This is a genomic window from Nocardia terpenica (assembly GCF_013186535.1).
Lineage (GTDB): Bacteria > Actinomycetota > Actinomycetes > Mycobacteriales > Mycobacteriaceae > Nocardia > Nocardia terpenica.
The window spans coordinates 629,671-651,888 of the sequence record NZ_JABMCZ010000004.1 but is presented as its reverse complement, the minus strand read 5'-3'; the positions used below and the strand labels follow the sequence as shown (position 1 = coordinate 651,888).

Below are 22,218 nucleotides of genomic sequence, written 5' to 3'. Positions count from 1 at the left end.
TCAGCGCTCCTCGGAATAGGCGACGGCCAATTCCAGATCGGCCAGTTCATCGGGATCGAGCATCAGCAGCGGCTCCTCGGCCCCCACCGCCATATCGCCGCCCTCGGCGGCATCGACAAGCGTTTCCAACGCGGCAAACCACGCATCACTCACCGCCCCCACCTCCCGCTCGGAAAGCACAGCCCCAGCCCAAATCCAAAACACCCGCAACCGCGGCCCCTCCGAACTGTCAATAGTCAACGCATTCAAATCCAACGCATGCTCAAACCCCAACGGAAAACCACCACCCACCGAACCCCTTCCGACGCCCCCTCCACTCGCCACCCCAACACCTTCTCCATTCGCCAGCCCAACACCCCCTCCACTCGCCACCCCGGCATCTTCTCCGTTCGCCAGCCCAACACCCCCTTCGCTCGTCACCCCGGCACCCTCTCTGCTCGTCACCCCGGCACCCTCTCCACCCGTGATCCCGGCATGCTTTTGGCCGGGATCGGCGACCAATGTCCAGCCGCCCGCGGAGCGATGGGCGAAGCGGCCCAGGTAGTTGAAACCCAGTTGCGGGCGGGCTGCCTGTGCCAGGCCGGATCCGGCCGGGTCGAGATAGCGCAGCACCTGGAAGCCGTTGCCGCCGTCGGGGATTGCCGAGCGGATGGCGTGGATGCGTGCCAGCGCCGCGCTGGCGCCGGCCGGATCGCCCGGGTCGAGGTCTTTCGCGAGGGGGCCGAGTCGAATCGGGTAGCGGGCGGTGAACCAGCCCGTGGTGCGGGTGAGATCGGCGTCGGGCACCGCGTCGCGGCCGTGGCCCTCCACGTCCACCAGGATCGAATCCGCCTGCGGGTGCCCGTGATCGCGCTGCCAGGTCACGGTGGCGATGGCCAGCGCGGTCAGCAGCAGGTCGTCGATGCCGGTTCCGGTCGCCGCGGGCGCGGCCAGCAGCCGCCGGGTGAGGTCGACGGTCGCCGTGCGCACGAGGGTGCGGGCGTGGTCGCCGGTGTCGATGGCCGGGTCGACGCGGCGGCGGCCGAACGGGGGCTCCTCGCCGTCGAGTACCGCTGTCCAATAGGGCAATTCGTGCGCCCGAGCCGACTCGATGCCCTGCCGGTGCAGCCGTTGCGCCCAAGCCCGGTAGGAGGTACCCGAGCCGGGCAGCAGCGCGGCCGGGTCCGCCAGCACCACGGCGAGGTCGTCGAGCAGCGTCGACCACGACACCCCGTCGACACCGAGATGATGCACCATCAGCAGCAGCCGCGTCGGCAGCCGCCCGAGCGCGGTGCCCGGCTCGAACAGCACCGCCTGCACGAGTGCGCCCGCACCGGGATTGAGCCGCCACTGCGCCGCCACGGTGTGCTCGGCGACGAACGCGTCCAGCTCGGCCGCGGTGAGAGCGGTGGTATCGACCACCAGCAGTTCCGGCGAAACCTCGCCCGCGGGAAGGATTTCCACACTCATCGACCCCGCATCCGCGACGACCTTCGCCCGCAGGCTCGGATGCCGCTCCAGCAGCGCGGTCAGCGCCGCGCTCATCCGGGCGGGCTCGACCCGCTCGCCGGTCTCGAGCAGCACCGACTGGTTCACCTCGTCGTGGCGGCCCGGCCGCTCGTAGAGCCACCGCACCATCGGCGGAGCCGCGAAGACACCGACCGGCTCGTCCGGCTCGGCGTCGACCCGGGTGCGCCCGGCGGTCGCGGCGAGTATCCGCGCCACCGTGCGATGCTGGAAAATATCCTTGGGCAGCACCGGCATTCCGTCCTGGGCGGCGCGGGCGGCGACCCGCATGGCGGCAATGCTGTCCCCGCCCAGCGCGAAGAAGTCGTCATCGATCCCGACGCCGTCGCGATGCAGCACCTCGGCCACGACCGCGCACAGCCGGATCTCCTCGTCGGTACCGGCGTCCCGGCCGGTCGTCTCGGCGGCGCGCGGCGCGGGCAGCGCCTTGCGATCGAGCTTGCCCGTCCCGGTGCGGGGCAGCTCGTCGAGCCGAATCACGGTGGCGGGCACCATATATCCGGGCAGCCGGGTCACCAGCGCATCGGGCACCCCGGCGGTGTCGACCTCCGGGTCGGCGACGACATATCCGACGATCCGCCCGTCCCGCACATCCGCCGCGGCGGCGTGGATTCCGGGCGTTGCGGTGAGCGCGGCCTCGATCTCCCCCAATTCGATCCGGAACCCGCGAATCTTCACCTGCCCGTCGGCGCGCCCGTGATAGTGCAGCACCCCGGCGCGATCCCAACTCACCAGATCGCCGGTGCGGTACAGACGTTCGCCGGGCAGGTAGGGGCAGGCCACGAATCGTTCGGCGGTCAGGTCCGGTCGTCCCAGATACCCGCGAGCCAGCCCCGATCCCGCGACGTACAGTTCGCCGACCTCGCCGGGAGCCGCCGGACGCAGGAACGAATCCAGCACGTACGCACGCACATTCGGCAGCGGAGCCCCGATCGGCGGCACCGGATACGAGCCGTCGATGTCGCCGGTGCTGTAGATCGCCGCCTCCGACGGCCCGTACAGATTCACCACCCGCCGCCCGCGCCGCCGCATGGTGTCGGCGGTATCGGCGGGCAGCGCCTCGCCCGCGGTGATCAGCGTGGCGGCCCCGAGCTCGGCCGGGCAGGCGGCCAGGATCTCCCGCCACAGCGTGGGGGTGGCCTCGATCAGCGTGGGCCGGTGCTCCTCGATCATCGACACCAGCGGCAACAGGTCGCGGGCCGCGTCGGGTGGGGTCACAACCGTGGTAGCCCCACTGATCAGCGGCAGCAGCAGTTCGGCGGTGGCGATATCGAAGGTGATCGCGCTCAGGGCCAGCAGCCGGTCCCCGGGCGAAACATCCAGCAGCAGGCGCAGTCCGGCGAGCACATTGGTCAGCGCACCGTGCGGCACGACCACACCCTTCGGCCGCCCGGTGGAACCGGAGGTGTAGACGATATAGGCCGCGGCGGCGGGTTCCGGTCGGGCATCGGTGAATTCGGCCGGTTGACCGGTCACCTGCACCGGGACGGCCGTCGTAACGGCGTGCGCGGCAGCCAGTTCCACGGTCGAGCCGGTGACGATCGCCGCGGCGGGCGCGGCCTCCGCGAGTATGTGCGCCGTCCGTTCGGAGGGACCGGACAGATCGATCGGCAGATACGCGGCACCGGCCCGCAGCGTCGCGAGTATCGCCACCACCAGGTCGGCCGACCGCGGAACCAGCAGCGCCACAGCATCATCGGCTCCGACCCCGGCGGCGCGCAGTCGCCGCGCCAATGCCGCACTGCGCCGGTCCAATTCGGCGTAGGTCAGCGACTCCTCCGCCGAGACGACCGCGGTGGATTCGGGAGCCATCGCCACCCACTGCGCGAACAGCTCCGGCACCGGATCGCCCGGCAGCGCGACACCGGTATCGACCCAATCCCCCAGTACCAGACCACGATCCGTCGCCGCGAGGGTGTCGGCCGCCGCCACCGTGGTCTCCGGCGCCTCGGCCAGCAGGGTGAGGCCGCGGCGCACCCGCGCCAGCAGCGCCTCCGCGGCCTCGGCGGTGAGCAGATCGGGCCGGAACGACAGCCACAGCGACAGCTCTGCCCCGAGCGTCGCGGTCAGGGTGACGGGGTAATGCGTTGCGTCCCATCCTGTTACGTCCGTGATCCGCAGCCCGTTCACCTCGGCCGCGAGCGCGGTCGGATCCACCGGATAGTTCTCGGTGATGACCACGGTGTCGAACAGCTCACCCAACCCGGTCTCGCGCTGGATTCGGGCCAGCCCGAGATGATCGTGTTCCCGCATCCCCTCCTGCGCCGACCACAGCGCCCGGGCGGTGTCCAGCAGGGAGGCGGTGGGCGAGATCGTCGCCCGCACCGGCACGGTATTGATGAACAGCCCGATCATCGACTCGACACCCGGCAGCTCCGCCGGACGCCCCGACACCGTCGACCCGAACAGCACCTCGCCCGCCCCGCGCGAACCGCCGAGCACCAGCGCCCACGCCGTCTGCACCAGGGTGTGCACGGTGAGCCGATTCTCGCGGGCCACGGCGATCAATCCCGCCGTGGTCGCCTCCGGCAGGCACACCGTCAGCGACCGGGGCGGCTGCCGCACGTCGGCATCGGCGCCCGGCGCGATCAGGGTCGGCTCATCGATCCCGGCCAGGTGCTCGCGCCACGCCTGCCGCGCCGCCTCGGTGTCCCGCTGCGACAACCACACCAGATAGTCCCGAAACGGCGTCGGCGACGGTGCGGCCGCGTCGGAATCGTAGCGGGACAGCAACTCTCGCAGCAGAATCGGCATCGACCAGCCGTCGAGGAGAATGTGGTGGCAGGTCAGGATCAGCCGATGGTCCCGGTCGCCGAGCCGGGCCAGGGTGAAGCGCAGCAGCGGCGGTTCGGCGAGATCGAACGGCGTGCGGCGCTCCGCGGTCACCAGCCGATCCAGTTCCGCCGCCCGGCGACCATCGGGCACCGGCCGCAGATCCACCTCCTCCCAGGGCATGTCGACCTCGTGCGGGATGAGCTGCACGGGCCGATCCAGGTCCTCGTAGACGAAGGCCGCCTTCAGATTCGGGTGCCGCGTCAGCAGCTCCGCCGCCGCCCGCCGCAGCGCCCCGGCATCGAGATCGCCATCGATCGACACCACCACCTGCGTGGTGTACACATCCACGCCGGTCCCGTACTCCGCGTGGAACAGCACGCCCTCCTGGAGGGGCGTCAGCGGCAGCGCATCCTGAATATTGCTGGTCATCGGCGATTTCGCCTCCATTTCCGTTCGAGCCCGTCGACCTGGCTCTGCGCGAGCGACAGCAGCGGGAAGTCCGAGGGACTGTGCCCACCGGACCCGTCGTCGTCGAGATGACGGGCCAGCCCCCGCAAGGCCCGCAGCCAGGCGGCGGCGAATTCATCGATGGCGGCGCGAGTGGCCAGCCGCGCGGGCCACCGGAACGTCCCCACCAGGCAGTCCCCCTCGGCAGTGTGCCGCACCCCCGTATTCAGTTGCAGCACATGAATACTCGGAACATCATCATCGAACGCATCGATCCCGATCGCCTCCCCCGCCGGACCCCACTCCCCCACGGCCGCAGCCCCACCCCGGCCGAGATAGTTGAACGCAATCTCCGGCCGAGCCAGCCCCGCCAACTCCCCCCGAGTCTCAGCATTCACATACCGCAACAGCCCATACCCAACCCCGGCCCGCGGCACCACACTCAACCGCTCTTTCACCGACTTCACCACCGTCGTCCAGTCAATCCCCGCCCCCACCACAGGATCCCGGCCAAAAGCACGCCGGGATCTAGGAGTGCCACCCTCCGATCCCGACACACTGCCCTGCGATCCCGACGCGCCACCTTGCGATCCCCGCGCACCACCTTGCGACCCCAGCGCACCCCCCTGTGACCCCGACGCACCGCCCCGCAATCCCGACGCACCGCCCCGCAATCCCAGAGCACCACCCTCTGATCCCGACGCGCCACCCTCCGATCCCGACCTGTCACCCTCCGATCCCGGCGTGCTTTTGGCCGGGATCTCCCCCACACCAGCGGGATTGATGGATACGAATGCCGGGTGCACGGTGGTGAACCAGCCGACGGTTCCGGTGAGGTCCGCGCCTCGAATCGGTTCTCGCCCATGCCGTTCCAGGTCGACCAGGAGGTCCCCGCGGCCGGTGGTTTCGGCCAGGGCGGCGGCCAGGGCCGCCAGGAGCACGACGTCCGGGCCCGTGTGGAAGCGGGCGGTGGCCTCCTCGAGTACCCGGCGGGTGAGGTCGGCGGGCAGGGTGACCTGGACTTCCGCTTCGCTGCCCACCCGGTCGAGCGCCGGGTCGAGCGGCTCGGTCGTCAGCGACGGAACCTGGTGGGACAGTATCGTTTTCCACTGTTCCAGCTCGGCCACCGTGGTGTCCGACACGGCCTCCTCGGCCAGCAGTTGCGCCCAGCGGCGCAGCGAGGTGCCCGGCCGGGACAGCGCATGGTCGTCGCCGGTGCGCAGCACGGTGAGCAGGTCGGTGAGCAGGATCGGCCAGGACACGGCGTCGACCGCGATGTGGTGGCCGATGACGAGCAGCCTGCCGGGGCGGGCGCCCGCGTCGAACCAGCGCAGCCGCAGCAGCACTCCCTTGCGCGGATTCAGTTCGGCCCGGGCCCGTGCGGCATGCCGGGTGATGGTGTCGGCGAGTTCGACCTCCCCCAGGCCGCTCACGTCCACCCGGTCCACGAGCCGCCGGGTCGGCGCGGCATCCGGCGCCAGGATGTCGACCGACCAGTCCTCCCCGGTGCCGGGCCGCACGGTCGTGCGCAGGGCGGGGTGGTGGTCGATGATGCGGCGGGCCGCCGCCTCGAGCCGTCCCTCGTCGAGGCCGACGGGACTGCGCAGCAGCACCGCCTGGTTGAATCCGCCGATCGGGCCGCCGCGTTCGCGCAGCCAGTGCAGCATCGGCGTCATCGGGACCGGGCCGGTCGGGATGTCGTCGGCATCGGTCGCGGCCTCGATCGGTGTCGCGGTGGCGGCCAGATCGGCCAGCGTCGCCGCGGCCAGCACATTCCGCACCGTGAGTTCCACGCCGTGGGTGCGCGCCCGGCTGACCAGTTGCAGCGCGGTAATGCTGTCGCCGCCCAGAGCCAGGAACCCGTCGCCGACGCCGATATCGGTGCGGCCCAGCATCTCCGAGCACAGCGCCACCAGCAGCTCCTCCTGCGCCGTGCGCGGCGGCTGCGGGGCGGCGGCGCGCATGACCGGTTCCGGTAGTGCGGCGCGGTCGAGCTTGCCGTGCGCGGTGGTGGGCACGGCGTCGATCTCGACGATCGCCGCGGGCACCAGATAGTCCGGCAGCCGTCCCCGCAGATACCCGCGCAGGTCGTCGCCGTCCAGCGGTGCGCCGCCGGGCGCGGGCACCGCGTAGGCCACCAACTGCGACCGATCCGACACGATCACCACCGCGTCGGCGACCGCCTCGTGCTCGGCGAGCGCCGCCGCGATCTCGCCCGGCTCGATGCGCAGCCCGCGCAGCTTCACCTGATCGTCGCCGCGGCCGACGTATTCCAGTGCGCCGTCCCGATTCCACCGCACGAGATCACCGGTCCGGTACATGCGGGCGCCGGGTGCGGCGTGTGGGTCGGCGACGAATTGCGCTGCCGTGCGGTCGAATCGGCCATGGTAGCCGCGGGCCACACCCGCCCCGCCGACATACAGCTCCCCCACCACGCCGGGCGGCACCGGTTGCAGCCGAGGGTCGAGCACATACACCCGGGCCGCGGCCACCGGGTGACCGATCGGCGCGCGACCGGCCTCCTCCAGCGGTTCGCTCATCGTCGCGCAGACGGTCGTCTCGGTCGGGCCGTAGGCGTTACGCATCTCCCGGCCCGGCGACCACCGCCGAACCAGTGTGGCGCTCACCGCTTCCCCGGCGACCACCAGCAACCGGATCGACGCCAGCGTGCCCTCCGGCACCGACGCCAGCACGCTCGGCGAGATCGTCGCTACCGAGATATCCGTCGCGGCAATGAAATTCGCCAAATCCGCGCCGACGACCGGAATTTCCGGGGACACGACGAGCGTGGCGCCGGTCAGCAGCGCCATCGACAGCTCCCAGTAGGAGGCGTCGAAACTCGGTGATGCCAAGGCGAGCACCCGATCTCCGGGCCCGACGCGGCAGCTGCGCGCATGGGTGTCCGCGAGCCCGGCCACGCCCGTGTGCGAGACCACGACGCCCTTGGGCCGCCCGGTCGATCCCGACGTGTAGATGACATAGGCCGCGGCTGTGGCCGGACCCGTTGGCGGCGTGGCCTTTTCCGGCTCCTCGATCGGATCGCCGACCACGGTTCCGATCCTCGGCCCAGCGGCAGTGATCGCCACGGTGTGTACCACCGGACTCGGCTCCGGCTCGGTCTCACCCACCAGTACCAGCGCGGGACGGCTGTCGGACAGCACATACTCGATGCGTTCGGCCGGATACCCGGGATCGACCGGAACGTAGGCCGCACCGGCCTTCAGAATACCGAGCACCGCAACGACATTCGCCACCGAGCGCGGCAGCAGCACGGCCACCCGGTCCTCGGCTCCGATACCCCGAGCCCGTAACTGCCGAGCCAGCACCGACGAGGCCGCATCCAATTCCCGATAGGACAGCGACGCACTCCCGTTGGTTACCGCGCAGGCATCCGGCCGGGCCCGCACGGAGTCCGCGAAGATCTCCGGAACCGTCCGCACCCGCCCGGCGAAGCTGCCGATCGCCTTGCGCCCCAACAGTTCCACGCGCTCGCGCGCACCGAGCACCTGCACCGCCCCGAGCCGACGCCCGGGCTCGTCGAGCAGCTGCCGCAGCACCAGCCGGAACCGCCCGGCCAGCCCCGCCACGGTGTCGGCGTCGAACAGGTCGGCGGCGTATTCCACCGTCCCGTCGATGCCGGCGGGATCGCCCTGCGCGTCGCGCTGTTCGACGAAGCTGAACGACAGATCGAATCGGGCGGCGGGCACACTCACCCGATACGGTGTCGCCCGCAGCCCCGGTAGCCGTAGCGTGCGCTCCCGGCCGTTCTGGAAGACCACCGCCACCTGGAACAGCGGGTGCCGCGACCGCGAGCGCGGCGGGTCCAGCACCTCCACCAGCCGCTCGAACGGCACGTCCTGGTGGGCGAGGGCGGTGAGATCGGTGCGCCGAATCCGTTGCAGCGCTTCGCCGAGCGTGGGATCGCCCGACAGGTCGGCGCGCAGCACCAGCGTATTGACGAAGAACCCGATCAGCCGCTCCAGCGCGGCATCGGTCCGGCCCGCCACCACCGAGCCCATCGGAATATCGGTGCCCGCCCCGCAGCGCGACAGCAACACGGCCGCGGTCGCGTGCAGCACCATGAACACGCTCACCTCGTGGGCGCGCGCGAACTCCGCCACTTCCCGGTGCAGGTCCGCATCGAGCCCGAGATCCACCGTCCCACCGCGGTAGGAACTTTCGGCCGGGCGAGGCCGATCGGTCGGCAGTGTCAGCTCGGCGGGCAGGTCCGCCAGCGCGGTGCGCCAGTACTCCAGCTGCACCGCGGCCAGGCTCCGTGGATCGGATTCGTCGCCGAGCAGCCGCTCGTGCCACAGGCTGTAGTCGGCGTATTGGACCGGCAGCGGCGCCCATTCGGGCGCGCGGCCGCGTCGACGGGCCGCATAGGCGGCGGCGAGATCGGTGGCCAACGGCACCTCGGACTCGCCGTCGGTGGCGATGTGGTGCAGCGTCAGCAGCAGCACATGATCGTCGGCGGCCCGGCGGAACAGGGTGGCGCGCACCGGGATCTGGTGGCGCAGATCGAATCCGCGGCCCGCCTCCGCCGCCGCCCGTGCCGCCAGCCGATCCGCATCGACATCCTCCACGGCGAGGTCCAGCCGCGCGGCCGCGCCGTCGAGCACGAGTTGATAAGGGCGGCCGCCGGATTCGGGCAGCACGGTGCGCAGCGCCTCGTGCCGCCGCACCACATCGTCGAGCGCGGCGGCGAGCGCCGCGACATCGAGGGCGCCGCGCAGCCGAACCGCCAGCGGCACATTGTAGGTGGCGAGTTCGGGATCGAGCCGGTTGAGCAACCACAGCCGCCGCTGGGCCGCGGAGGCGGGCACCCGCGCCGGGCGCTCCCCGGCCAGCAGCGCCACCCGGCCGCCCGCGGCGCCGTCCACCCGGGTGGCCAGCCGGGCCGGGGTGGGATGCTCGAACACGTCGCGCACCCCGAGGTCGCCGCCCAGCCGCGCCCGCACCCGCGCCACCAATCGCGACGCCGACAGCGAATGCCCGCCGCGCGCGAAGAAATCGTCGTGCACCCCGATCTCGGTGGCCGCCAATATCTCCGAGAACGCCTCGCACAGCACCTGTTCGGTCGGCGTGCGCGGCGCCTGCGCGCCGTCGGTGGTCACGGCCGGTGCGGGCAGGGCGGCGCGGTCGAGTTTGCCGTGCGCGGTGGTGGGTATGGCGTCGATCTCGACAATGGCCGCGGGCACCAGGTAGTCGGGGAGCCGCTGCCGCAGATGTGTGTGCAGCGCACCGACATCCACCGGTCCCGTCCGCGCCACGACATAGCCGAGCAGCTGATCCCGGTCGGACACGATGACGACCGCGTCCTCGACCGCCTCGTGTTCGGCGAGCACCGCCGCGATCTCGCCGGGCTCGATGCGCAGCCCGCGCAGCTTCACCTGATCGTCGCCGCGGCCGACGTATTCCAGTGTGCCGCCGCGATTCCAGCGCACCAGATCACCCGTGCGATACATGCGGGCACCGGCGGGCCCGAAGGGGTCGGCGACGAATTGTCCTGCGGTGCGCGCGAATTGGCCGTGATATCCCCGCGCGACACCGTCTCCGCCGACATACAGCTCGCCCACCACGCCCGGCGGCACCGGCCGCAGCCGCCCGTCCAGCACGCACAGGCGCGCCGCCGCGACCGGGGACCCGATCGGGGTCCGCCCCGAGGTGTCCAGGGCCTCGCTCATGGTGGCGCACACCGTGGTCTCGGTCGGCCCGTACGCATTACGCAGCGCCCGCCCGGCCGCCCAGCGCCGAACCAGTCCGGCCCCCACCGCTTCTCCGGCGACCACCAGCAGCCGGACCGAGGCCAGCGTGCCCTGCGGCACCGACGCCAGCACGCTCGGCGAGATCGTCGCCACCGTAATCCCGGTACCGGCAATGACATTCGCCAGCTCCGCGCCCACCACCGGCTGCTGCGGCGACAGCACCAGCGTGGCGCCGGTCAGCAGCGCCATCGACAGCTCCCAGTAGGAGGCGTCGAAACTCGGTGACGCCCAGGCCAGGACCCGGTCACCCGGCCCCACCCCGCAGGTGTCGGCGTGGGTGGCGGCCAGCCCCGCCACACCCCGGTGCGAGACCACCACGCCTTTGGGCCGCCCGGTCGACCCGGACGTGTAGATGACATAGGCACCCGCATCGACCGGGACCACCGGCAGGTCGGGTCCCGCAGCGGGGACCGGGTCGCCGACGAGCACACCGTCGCCGCGCAGCTCGGCCGAATCCAGCTGCGGCAGCGGAACACTCGATCCCGCACCCACCAGAACCAGCGCGGGACGACTGTCGGACAGCAGGTATTCGATGCGCTCGGCCGGATACCCGGGATCGACCGGGACATACGCCGCACCGGCCTTCAGAATGCCCAGCACCGCAACGGTGTTGGCCACCGATCGCGCAAGCAACACGGCCACGCGATCCTCGATGCCGATCCCCCGGGCCCGCAACTGCCGGGCCACGATGTCCGAGGCCGCGTCCAGCTCCCGATAGGTCGCGACCCGCACCCCGTCGGTGACCGCCTCCGCCTCCGGATTCGCGCGGACCCGGGCGGCGAACAGCTCCGGGAACGGCCGCGGCGCACCGGTGAAATCACCCGTCGCGCCCCGGCCGAAGGTGGCGGCGCTCTCGGTCAGGCTCAGCACGTTCAGGTCCCGCACGCGGCGCCGCGGATCGCCCGCGACCTGCCGCAGCACCAGCAGGAACCGCGACACCAGCTCCCGCGCGGTCTCGGGGTCGAACAGATCGGCCGAATACTCCAGCACCGCAGCGGCTCCCGAGTCGGCGTGCGGCTGGGTGATATGCCAGGACAGGTCGAATTTGGCGGTGGCGAGATCCGGTTCGCCGACCTCGGCCGTCAGCCCCGGCAGCTCCAATCGCGGTGCGGCCGTATTGTTCAGCGACAGCGCCACCTGGAACAGCGGGTGCCGCGCCCGCGAGCGCGGCGGGTCCAGCACCTCCACCAAGCGCTCGAACGGCAGCTCCTGATGCGCGAACGCCCCCAGCGCCGATTCCCGGCTCCGCGCCAGCTGCTCGGCCACGCTCGGGTCGCCGCTCAGATCCGCCCGCACCACAAGGGTATTGGCGAACAGGCCGATCAGCGGTTCCAACTGTGGCTCCGGTCGTCCCGCCACCACCGTGCCGATCGGGATGTCGGAGCCCGCGCCCATCCGATGCAGCAGCGCCGCGAGCGCGGTGTGCAGCACCATGAATACGCTCGCCCGATGCTGTTCGCCGATCAGCTCCAGCTGCCGCCACAGCCGCCGATCGAGGGTAAACCGCACGCGCCCACCGGATCCGGTGGCGACGGCGGGACGGGGCCGGTCCACCGGCAGGGACAATTCCTCCGGCAGGCCCGCCAAAGCCGAACGCCAGTACCGGATCTGCTCCGCACCCAGGTCGGTGGGTTCGTCCTCCGTTCCCACCACCGATCGCTGCCACGCCGCATAGTCGGCGTACTGCACCGCCAGCACAGGCAGTTCGGGGGCGTTCCCGTCGAGCCGGGCCCGGTAGGCCGCCGACAGGTCCGCGGCCAGCGGGGCCAGCGACGCGCCGTCGGCCGCGCTGTGATGCAGCACCAGCAGCAGCGTGCGCGTTTCGGGTCCGGTCTCGAACAGTGTTGCCCGCAAGGGCAGGTCGACATCGAGCCGGAAGGGACGCGCCGCCTCGGCGGACAGCAGTTCCGGTTCCCGCTCCACGGTCGTCGGCACCACGGTCAGCCCGAATACCGCACCGGGCGGCGCGATCGCCGCCACCGGGACGCCGTCCTGCTCCCGCAGCCGGGTGCGCAGGCTGTCGTGCCGGGCAACAACATCCGCGAGGGCCCGCTGGAGCGCGCCGAGGCGTAGCTCGCCGGACAACCGGACCAGCAGCGGAATCGTATAGGTCGCCCGGTCCCGATCGATCCGGTCCAGCAACCACATTCGCCGCTGCGCGAACGACAGCGCGGGCGGCGTACCCCGCGGGGCGGCGCGCAGTACGGGCCTGCCGGTGTCGCCGCCGCGACCGTCGTCGAGCCGGGCGGCGAGGGCGGCGACCGTCGGGTGGTCGAACAGCGCCCGCACACCGATGTCCACCCCGTGCGTATCCCGCAGCCGCGACACCAGTTTGGTGGCGAGCAGCGAATGCCCGCCCAGCCCGAAGAAATTGTCGTCGGCGCCGACCGTCTCGATGCCGAGCACCGCGGCGAACGCCTCGGCGAGCCGATGTTCCCAGGCGGTGGCCGGGGCGCGATACTGCTCCGCCTCGAACACCGGCGCGGGCAGGGCACGCCGATCCAGCTTGCCGTTCTCGGTGATCGGCAACCGCCCCACCGGCACGAAGGCGGCGGGCACCAGCGGGGCGGGCAGCCGGGTCGCGAGCAGTTCCCGCAGTCGGCGCGAATCGGGTTGTCCCGCACGGGACGTCACATAGGCGATCAGCGCGGGGCCGGTGGGCAGGTCGGTGCGCAGCACCACCGCGGCCCGATCGATACCAGGGTCGGCCTCCAGCAGCGAGGCGATCTCGGTGGGGTCGACCCGGTGCCCGCGCAGCTTCACCTGATCGTCGGCGCGGGCGAGGTAATCCAGTTCGGCCCGGTCGCCGACCAGCCGCCAGCGGGCGATATCACCGGTCCGGTACATGCGGTCACCGGCGGGATCGAGGCAGTCGGCGACGAATCGCGCCGCCGTCGCCTGCGGCCGGTCCAGGTACCCGCGGCTCACCCCGGTACCCGCCAGATACAGCTCGCCCGCGACACCGGGCGCGCAGGGCCGCAGATACTCGTCGAGCACATAGCAGCGCATCGAATCGAGCGGCACGCCCAGCGGCATCGCCGTCACGCGCGGCAGCGGGCCCAGGACCGGGTAGCGGGTGGCGAAGGTGGTCGCCTCGGTCGGCCCGTACACGCACACGATCCGCGCCGACGGGCAGGCGGCCCGCACCCGCGCCACGGTCGCGGGCGCGATCGCCTCGCCGCCGACATTGATCTCGCGCAGCCCGGCGAAGCAGCCCGGATCCTCCTCGGCCAGCAGCGCGAACAGCGCGGTGGTCAGGAACACGGCGGTCACGCCGTGCCGGACGATGCGGTCGCGCAGCACCCGCCCGTCCAGCGGGCCCTCCGGCGCGAGCACCGCGGTGCGGCCGGTGAGCAGCGGCACCCACAACTCGTAGGTCGAGGCGTCGAACGCGAGCGGCGAGTGCAGCAGCACCCGATCGTGCGCCGCGCCCGCGAACCCCGAATCCGCCGCCAGCGCAACGATATCCGCGCCGGTCACGACCACGCCGTTGGGGCGGCCGGTCGATCCGGACGTGTACATCACATAGGCGGCCTGCCGGGGATGCGGCGCGAGCCGGAGGCGTTCGACGATCGACAGGTGCCGGATGCGCTTCGCGGTGCGACGGTCGTCGAGCACGATGCGGTCCACGCCGGACGGCAGGGTCGCGGCGCTGGCCGAGTCGGTCAGGATCAGCCGAGGCCGCGCCTGCGACAGCAGAAACCGTTGCCGCTGCGGCGGATAGGCCGGATCGATCGGCACGTAGGTGGCGCCGATCTTCACGCACGCCAGCACCGCCACCACATAGTCCACCGACCGGGGCAGGCACACACCCACCCTGGTCTCCGCGCGAACCCCCTGTCCGAGTAGATGGTTCGCCAGCCGCCCGGCCCGTGCGGACAGGTCCGCGTAGTCGATGGTCTCGCGATCGGTCACCAGGGCCGCGGCGTACGGGTGCTCCCGGACGGCGCGATCGAACAGCGCCGCCATCGAGTCCCGGGGCGGCGGCGGTGGCGGCGTGGCCGGAAGCGTCAGTCGCCGTTCGGTTTCCGACAGCACATCGATGTCGTGCAGCCGTCGTGCCGGGTCGCCCGCCACCGCATCGAGCATCAGCAGGAAGCGGTCCGCGAGCGCCCGCGCGGTGTCCGGGTCGAAAAGGTCGGTGGCGTAGGCGAGATAACCGGTCAGCACGCCGTCGCCGTGGTGTTCGGTGAGTTCGAAGGACAGGTCGAATTTCGCGGCCTCGAGCGCACCCGGCGTCGCCGTGATCTCCAGGCCCGGCAGCCGCACGGTCGCCTCGGCGGTGTTCTGCACGGCCAGCGCCACCTGGAACAGCGGATGCCGACCGAACGACCGCTCCGGGTCGATCTCCGCCACCAACCGCTCGAAGGGCACATCCTGGTGCGCGAGCGCCGCCAGGTCGGTGCCTCGAATACGCGAGATCGCCTCCGCCACGGTCGGATTACCGGACAGGTCGGTGCGCAGCACCAGGGTGTTGACGAAGAAGCCGACCAGCTCGTCCAGCGCGCTGTCGGAGCGGCCCGCCACGGGCGCGCCGATCACGATGTCGGTTCCCGCGCCGCTGCGGGCCAGGGTCGCGGCCAGGGCGGTGTGCACGAGCATGAACACCGTGGCCCGCCGGGCGGCGGCCGCCTCGGTCAGCGCGGCGTAGCGGGCGGCGTCCAGGTGAATCGGCACGGTAGCGGATCCGCCGCTCGGGTGCGCCGGGCGCGGGCGGTCGCGCGGGAGATCGAGCTCTTCGGGCATCCCGTCGAGAACGGCTCGCCAGTGCGCCACTTGCGCGGACAGCGGCGAATCCGGATCGCTCTCCTCCCCGACCGTTCGGCGCTGCCAGAGCGCGAAGTCGGCGTAGGCGACCGGGAGCCGCGGCCACCGCGGCCCGGTCCCTGCCGCCCGCGCCCGGTACGCCTCGGACAGGTCCCGGGCCAGCGGTCCCAGCGACCAACCATCGGCCGCGATGTGATGCACCGTCAGCGCCAGCACGTGCGCGTCGTCCGACAGCCGGAACAGCGTGCACCGCAAGGGAATATCGGATTCCAGCGCGAAACGCCGGGCCCCCTCCGCGCGGAGGGCCGCATCCAGGTCGGAGGGCGCGATGCCGATGGTCTCGAACGGCACCGCGACCGTCTCGGCGGGCAGCACCCGCTGATACGGTTCGCCGTCCGCCTCCGGGAGGACGGTCCGCAGCGTCTCGTGCCGGGCCACCACATCGGTGAGAGCCGCGCGCAAGGCCCGCTCGTCCAGTGTTCCAGTGAGCCGCAACACGATCGGCATGTTGTAGGCGGTCCCGGTGGTCAGCCGGTCCAGGAACCACAGCCGCCGCTGGGCGTGCGACACCGGGATGCGCTCGGGCCGGGGCTGGGGCACCAGCGGGGTATGCCCGGCGGCGGGCCGGTCGAGGAGCTCGGCCAGCGCCGCGGGCGTCGGGCATTCGAACACGTCCTGGATGCCGAGTCCGGCCGGGGTCACCGCCTCGAGCCGCGCGACCAGCTTCCCGGCGAGCAGGGAGTGGCCGCCGCGGTCGAAGAAGTTGTCGTCGACGCCGACGGCGGGCACGCCGAGCACCTCCGCGAACAGCGCGCACACCAGCGCCTCGGCGGGCGTGCGCGGCTGTGTCCCGGCCTCGGACACGGCCGGTTCCGGTAGCGCCCGCTTGTCCAGCTTTCCATTGGGGGTCAACGGGATTCGATCCAGCAGTACCAGCGCCGACGGGATCAGATAGGTGGGCAGTTCGCGGGACAGCTGCTGGCGGATCACGATCGGATCCGGGTCGGCCCCCTCGGCGGCGACCAGGTAGCCGGTCAGGCGCTGATCGCCGGGCCGGTCCGCGCGGACGATCACCGCGGCGTGCGCGATATCGGGCCGCGCGGTCAGCACCGCCTCGATCTCCCCGGTCTCGATCCGGATACCCCGCAGCTTCACCTGTTCGTCGGCGCGGCCGTGATAGTCGAGCGTGCCGTCCGGCCGCCACCGCACCAGATCACCCGTCCGGTACATGCGGCCACCGGTGAACGGGTCGGCCACGAACCGGGCGGCCGTGCTGCCCGGATGCCCCGCGTACCCCCGGCCCACACCGGGACCGGACACATACAGCTCACCGAGCACGCCCGGCGGCGCCAGCGCGAGATCCGGCCCGAGGACGTACAGGTCGATTCCCGCGATCGCGGTCCCGATCGGAATCGGTTGCCGCCGATACCGATCCAGATCCGCATCGAGCCGGTGGCAGGCGACCACGTCCGCGGCCTCGGTGGGACCGTAGCTGTTGACGAATCGCGGTGCCGGAGCGCCGATTCGAGCCAGATCCTCGACCGGGATCGGTTCCCCGCCCAGCACCACCGCGCCGATCGATCCCAGCACGCCCGCGGAGTCGGCCTCCAGCACGGCGTGAAAAGCGCTGGGCGCCATATTCGCCACGGCCACCGGGAACTCGGCCGCCAGCGCGGCCACCTGCGCGGGCTCGAATCGCGCCCCCGCCAACGCTATCGGCCGCCCGGTCCGCAAGGCCACCCACACGTTCTTCTGCGTCAGATCGAAGCTCGGCGACGAGGCGATCAGCACCGCGCCGTCCAGGTCGGCCAGTTCCTCCTCGTACCAGGCCAGGGTGTTCTCGAAGCCGTCCAGCTGCACCGCGGTCGGTTTGGGCCGCCCGGTGGAGCCCGAGGTGAAGATGACGTACGCCAGCCGCTGCGCCGGAAGCTCGGCCGGATTCGGCAGGGTGACGGCGTGATTCGCGTGCGGCCGGTCGGTGATCGCGCCGGTGAGGCCGACATCGTGGCTGTCGGCCCACCCGCGCGTGGTCAGCACGCAGCGCGCGGCGCTGTCGTCGAGCATGGCGCGAATCCGGTTGTCCGGATAGGTCGGATCGATGGGCGCGTACGCGGCCCCGGTCCGCCGCACCGCCAGCAGCGCCACGATCCAGTCCGCCGAGCGCGGCAGCACGACCGCTACCACATCATCGGGGCCGATGCCCGCGCCGACCAGGTCCCGGGCCAGTGCCGCCGAGCGTTCGTCCAGCTCGGCCCGCGTCAGCAGGGCATCCGCCGCCACGACGGCCACGGCGTCCGGTGTCGCACGCGCGTGCTGGGCGATGCGCCGCACGGTATCGACCGCGGCGGGCGTGGCGGCGGGACCGCGGCCGAGGGCCAGCAGGTCGCTCCGCTCCGAACCCACGAGCACCGTCGGCCCGGTCAGCGGCGTATCCGGTTGCCGCAGCAGCTGTTCCAGAAACAGGACGTATCGCCGGGTGAGGGTGCGCGCGGTCGTCTCGTCGAACAAATCGCACGCGTACTTCAGCGAACCCGCCAGCCCGTCCGGCCGCCCGTCGCGGGTGAAGTGTTCGGCCACCACGAATTCCAGGTCGAACCGGGCGTCGCCGATATCGATGGGCAGGATCGTCGCCTCCGCCGCCGCGAAGTCCAGTCGGGGCCGGTCGTGGTGCTGTACCGCCAGCATGACCTGGAACAGCGGATGCCGGGCCAGCGAGCGATCCGGATTCAGCGCCTCCACCAGCAGTTCGAACGGCACGTCCTGATGCTCGTAGGCCGCCAGCGCCCGCGCCCGGGCCCGCTCGACCAGGGCCCGGAAGGTGGGATTGCCCGCCGTGTCCAGGCGCAGCACCAGCGTATTGACGAAGAACCCGACCAGGGAATCCAGCGCGGTGTCCGGCCGTCCGGCGATCGGCGACCCGATCGGGATATCGGTGCCCGCACCCAGCCGCGTGAGCAGACCCGCCAGGGCCGCCTGCAGGATCATGAACGCGCTGCTGCCGGTCTCCCGCGCGAATTCGGCCAGCAGAGCGTGTGTTTCGGCCGGAACCTCGAACTCGACCCGCCCGCCCCGATACGACGATCGCGGCGGCCGCGGCCGGTCCGCGGGCAATGCCAGCTCGGCGGGCACGTCGCGCAACTGTTCCCGCCAGAACGCCACCTGCCGCGCGGCCCGGCTGTCGGCATCCGTCTCCTCGCCCAGCAGCGCACGCTGCCACAGCGTGTAATCGGTGTACCGGACCGGCAGGGGTTCCCAGTCCGGTTGCCGCCCGGCCACTCTCGACCGATATGCCGACGACAGATCCGCCGCCAGCGGACCCGCCGACCAACCGTCCGCGGCGATATGATGCGCCACCACGGCCAGCACGTACTCGTCGACACCGAGCGTGAACAACCGTGCCGCGAACGGAATGTCGGCGGCGAGATCGAATGGGGTGGTGGCGAATTCGCGCAGGCGCTCGTCGATGTCGGTCGCGCGCGCCGCCACCACATCCAGCACCGGCGGCAGCGCCGCCGGGTCGAGGACCCGCTGATACGGCTGTCCGTCGCGCTCCGCCACGACGGTGCGCAGCGCCTCGTGCCGGGTGAGCACATCGCCCAGGGCGGCGCTCAGCGCGTCGATGTCCACCGGACCGGTCAGATGCAGCGCGTACGGCTCGTTGTAGGCGGTCCCGGCCCCCTCCAGCTGGTTCAGGAACCACAGCCGCCGCTGCGCGTAGGACAGCGGCACCGGCCCGGTATCCGGCCGCCGCACCAGCGGGGGCCGGGTGGCCAGGGCGCTGCCCGCCAGCCGCTCGGCCACCACCGCCACCGTGCGCGCATCGAACAGGTCCCGGATGCCGAGCTGAATCCCGAACTCCGCCTTGATCTTCGACGTCAGTTTGATCGCCGACAGCGAATGCCCGCCCAGCTCGAAGAAATCGTCGTCGGGCCCGACCTCGGGCACGCCGAGCACCCCGGCGTAGAGCCCGCACAGCGTCGCCTCCACCGGGGTGCGCGGCGCCCGGCGCGCACCGGCCCGAGGCAGCTCCGGCTCGGGCAGCGCGCGGCGGTCCAGTTTGCCGTTCGTGGTCAGCGGCAGCACCGGCAGGGCGACGAAGGCCGCCGGAATCATGTAGTCCGGCACCAGGTCTCGCAGAAATTCGCGCAGCTCGGCGGCCGAGGGCGGGTCCGCGTCCGCCACCAGGTACGCGGTCAGGCGCTGCTCGCCGCGCACCACGACCGCCGCGTCGCGCACCCGCGGGTGCCGCAGCAGCGCCGCGGCGATCTCACCGGGTTCGACGCGAAAGCCACGGATCTGCACCTGATCGTCGCCGCGACCCAGGTACTCGAGCTCACCGTCGGCGGTCCAGCGCGCGATATCCCCGGTGCGGTACAGGGTTTCGCCCGGCGCACCGAACGGATTCGCCACGAACCTGGCCGCCGTCAGCCCGGCGCGGCGATGATACCCGCGCGCCTGTCCCCCACCGCCCAGATAGAGGTCGCCCGCCGCGCCCGGCGGCACCGGACGCAGCCGCGAGTCCAGCACGTAGGTGCGCTGATCGGGAATGGCGCGGCCGACCACGTTCGCGGTCACGTCGCGTTCGCTGGGGCCGAGGGGCCGGTAGGTCGCGTGCACCGTCGTCTCGGTGGTGCCGTACATGTTCACCAGGCGCGTCCGGTCGCCGCACCGCTCGAACCAGGCCCGCAGCTGCGCCGGATTCAGCGCCTCGCCGCCGAAGGTCACCACCCGCAGCGCGGGCAGGCCGGACTCCCCGCGCACGGCATCGATGAGGGGCAGGAAGGCCGACGGCGTCTGGTTGAGCGCGGTGACGCCCTCGCTCCGCAGCAGCGCCAGGAACCGATGCGGCGACCGCGACGTCTCGTAGTCGACCACCACCAGGCGGCCGCCACGCAGCAACGCATTCCAGATTTCCCACACCGACATGTCGAAGGCGTAGGAATGAAACAGCGGCCACACGTCCTGCGCGCCGAAGTCGAACCATTCGCCGGTCTGGTCCAGCATGCGAATCACATTGTGGTGCGGGATGATCACGCCCTTCGGGAGGCCGGTCGACCCGGAGGTGTAGATCACGTACGCGCCATTGGCCGGGCGCAGCACCGCGCCGCGCTCATCGGTCCCGACGGGCTCACCCGGCCGTGCCCCGATCCGATCGACCGTCTCGGGATCGTCGAGCAGCACGGTGTTCCCGGGAACGAGTCCGGCGTACTCGGCGAGCGTGAGCACCGTCGCGGGCGCGGAGTCCTCGAGAATGTGGGCGATCCGCTGCGCCGGGGCGGCCGGATCCACCGGCACGTAGGCCGCCCCCGTCTTCAGCACGGCGAGAATGCCGACCACCAGATCCAGCGAGCGCGGCAGGATCAGGCCGACCCGATCCTCCACCCGCACACCGCGTTCCAGCAACTCGCGGGCCAGCCGGTTGGCGCGCTCGTCCAGCTCCCGATAGGTCAGCGCCGCCGCGCCGAACCGCACGGCCTCCGCCTGCGGGCTGCGCCGCACCTGCCGGTCGAACCGGGCGCAGATATCGTCGCCGGGCGGCGCGACGCGGTCGGGATTCCACCCCGTCAGCACCTGCGCGCGCTCTTGCGGCAGCAGGATCTCGACATCACCGACCCGGGCCTGCGGATCGCGGGTGATCTCCCGGCAGTAACGGGTGAATCGGTCACGGTGTGCCGCAACCACATCCGCGTCATAGGCGTACGGATTACCGTCGACGTCGATCTGCAGACCCGCACCGTCGGAGCGGTCGTAGACGGTGAAGGCGAGATCGTCCACCGGCCCGTTGCTCAGGTTGTGCACCGTCGTCGCCACCCCGGCGAAATCGACGGGCAGATAGAACGACAGAATATTCACGAACACCACCGGCAGCACCGCGTTCCCGCGCAGCGCCGCCAGCTCCTGGCGCAGATCCTCCAGCCGGTACTTGCGGTGCGCCAGTGCGGCTTTCAGCTCGGTCGCCGCCTGCGCCACCACCTCGGCGACGGTGCTGTCCGCGCGGATCCGGAACCGCACCAGCACCATATTCGCCGCCATGCCCGGCGTCATATTCGCCTCCGGCGTGGACCGGCCGGTCACCGGCAGCACCAGCACCACGTCCTCGCGGTCGATGATCCGATGCACATAGCAGGCGATGGCGGCCAGGATCACCCGCGTCCACTTCGACGCCAGCCCGGCCCCGACCGCGGCCAGATGATCGGCGAATTCCTGTGGCAGGTACGCGGTTTCGCGATAGAAGGACGGCGCGACCGAGCCGGCGCGGCGGCCCATGCCCACCAGTTCGACGTCGTCGGCGAACTTCTCCAGCCAGTACCGCCGATCCTGCGCGAACTGCTCGGACTCCCGATAGGCCCGCTCGTCGGCCACGAACGCGCCGCTGTGGCCGAACGGGTTCGGGCCCGCGTCCTGCCCGCGCACCAGCGCCGCATAATGCTGGGTGATGCGCTGAATGAACAGCGAGCCCGAATAGGCGTCCAGGATCGCGTGGTGGGCGCTCTCGAAGAACAGGCACAGCTCGTCGGACAGCCGGAACGCGGCGGCCGTGAACAGCCCGCCCGCCGCCAGATCCGGGGCACTCGCCAGATGCGCCTGCATCCACGCCATCGCGAACTGCCGCCCCTGCGGGTCCGCACGCAGGTCGTACGTCTCGATGACGCAGACGCATTCGTCGGAGTGCTCCTGGAAGATCTCGCCGTCGATCTCCACGAAACGGATACGGCACGGGTCGATCTCGTCGGCCGTGCGCTCGACCGCCGCCCGCAGCGCCGCCAGATCCACCTCGCCGTGAATCTCCACGTACTCCGCGATCCAGAACGCCGAACTGGACGGATCCAGGGCCTGGCCCATCACCACGCCCGTCTGGGCGCGCGACAACGGCCGCAGATCCGAGGATTTCGTCGACCGAACCATGATCAACTCCTTGGCGGGTGCGCGGCACCACGTGCCCACGCACGGCGGA

2 protein-coding genes are annotated in these 22,218 nt (G+C 71.7%); both read right to left on the bottom strand.

Translation table 11 applies throughout. The features are described from left to right. On the bottom strand, window positions 1–4,710 hold the full coding sequence (locus tag HPY32_RS35690) for a non-ribosomal peptide synthetase (RefSeq protein WP_171983216.1): 4,710 nt from the start codon (window positions 4,708–4,710) through the stop codon (window positions 1–3). Next, window positions 4,707–22,169: a non-ribosomal peptide synthetase gene (locus HPY32_RS35685; RefSeq protein WP_171983215.1), complete on the bottom strand. Its 17,463-nt coding sequence runs from the start codon at window positions 22,167–22,169 to the stop codon at window positions 4,707–4,709. Before HPY32_RS35685 ends, HPY32_RS35690 begins: the two co-directional genes overlap by 4 nt. Window positions 22,170–22,218 lie beyond the last annotated feature (49 nt).